The following is a 977-nucleotide window of genomic DNA, read 5'->3' on the forward strand; positions in this document are numbered from 1 at the left end:
CGCCAAATGGTCAGGAATTTAATGGCGTATCTACGGGTGGCACCATTACTTATGAATATGAACTAGATCAACCTGTTACCAACGATGCATCACACACCGATAACTTTCTGGAAGAAGTCGGTATATCTGTGACAGATCAAAGTAATATTGTGAGCAGTAGCAGTCTAGTCATTAGCATTATTGATGATGCACCACTTGCCAAAAACGACATCGATAATGTGGCTGCTAATCAATTTACCCCTGAAACTGGAAATGTACTGACGGGTGTTGGTACGAGTAGTGGGGCTACAGGTGCAGACAAAATTAGTGCCGATGGAGTGAGCATCTCCACAGTGGTTAGTGATAATGTATCTGCTAACGTGGTAACAGATGATGGCACAACGCTGACGATCGAAGGGCAGTATGGTACTCTAATACTCAATAAGACCACAGGTGAATATAGTTACGAGCGTCATGAAGGTACGCCGGGCGGTGTAAATGAGGTATTTACTTATACATTGGTTGACGGTGATGGGGATAGCTCAACAGCTAGCTTGACATTAGTCATTGGCAATAGTGCGCCTCTTGTTACGCTTCCTTCGAGCGATGGAGAGAGTACCAAAGTCTATGAATCAGGTTTGAATAATGGTGGCTCTAAAGCATCTACTGATAAGGAAACAACAAGCGGTACAATTGCTTTTACCTCTCCAGATGGTTTGGCTTCTCAAGATGCAGTGAAGTTAGGTGGACATACCCTAACGACAGCAGATCAAACATTCTCGGATGGTTTAACTGCACGCTATGAATACAATTCGGCAACTGGTACAGGTACTATCCACTATAGCTACACACTTCCTGCGAATACGTCAGGTGATAATACCAATGCAACATTTGCAGTGGAAGTGACAGATATCGATGGCGATAAAACAGCTTCGGGTGATCTGGTTATTAATATTATAGATGACGCACCTGTTGCGAAGCCTGACACGAATAGCATT

At 43.6% G+C, this 977-nt stretch carries 1 protein-coding gene; it reads left to right on the forward strand.

The window, feature by feature from the left end:
- Positions 1-977, forward strand: a 977-nt coding sequence (locus tag ACNPNW_RS05440; protein ID WP_448766665.1) for a hypothetical protein, incomplete at both ends; no start/stop codon positions are given.

Source organism: Acinetobacter endophylla (genome assembly GCF_053543775.1).